The 624-nt window shown below is 51.9% G+C and carries 1 pseudogene; it reads right to left on the reverse strand.

Annotation, left to right across the window (positions count from 1 at the left end):
- Positions 1 to 140, reverse strand: a pseudogene (locus B5E82_RS17795) (plasmid mobilization protein); the annotation flags it as partial.
- Between the last annotated feature and the right edge of the window lie 484 nt (positions 141 to 624).

A 624-nucleotide genomic window follows, 5' to 3' on the forward strand; every position in this document is an offset into this window, starting at 1 on the left:
CGCCGTATCGCCTGCCGGAGAAATTCGGACTGGCTGATACCATAGGGCGCAAGCCGCGCTGTGAAGTCGGCGTATTCATCTTCGGACAGCCGGGTTTTCACAACGCGGCTGCGGTGGGGCGTGTTGTATCGCTTCGGCATGGGCTGTAAACCTCCTTTCACTTATCACAAAAAATAGGCTGGTCTGTTAGGTATTTCCGGGGCAGTTCTCGCAAAAAAACGGCCTGCCGAACGGAAATCTTTTTGCGGCGCAAGCCGCCATAGCAGGGTTTGGGGAAGGCACTCCCCAACAAGTTTCCCGCGAGGGACAAAACCGCAGAATTGCGGATTTTGGCACCGTGGTAGAAACTTGCTCTAAGACTGCCGCAGACTGCCCCTGTCTGGTTTTTCCGTACATAGAACGGACAGGACAGGGCTTGCGGCCCGCTGTGGGCGGCCTTTTTTCCTTTCGCCAATATGACGCCGGAACGGGGCTTTGCTGCCCGCTGGCTGCGGCTTTTTCCCTTTCTGCAAATGTCAACCACTTTTTTACATTGTTAGGTAAGATGTTTTTTACACCGTATGGTAAGGAGTTTTTTACATACCTTAGTAAGCAGATTTTTACATCGTAAGGTAAGCACTTTTT

This window comes from Lachnoclostridium sp. An138, assembly GCF_002160765.1.
Lineage (GTDB): Bacteria > Bacillota > Clostridia > Lachnospirales > Lachnospiraceae > Laedolimicola > Laedolimicola faecalis.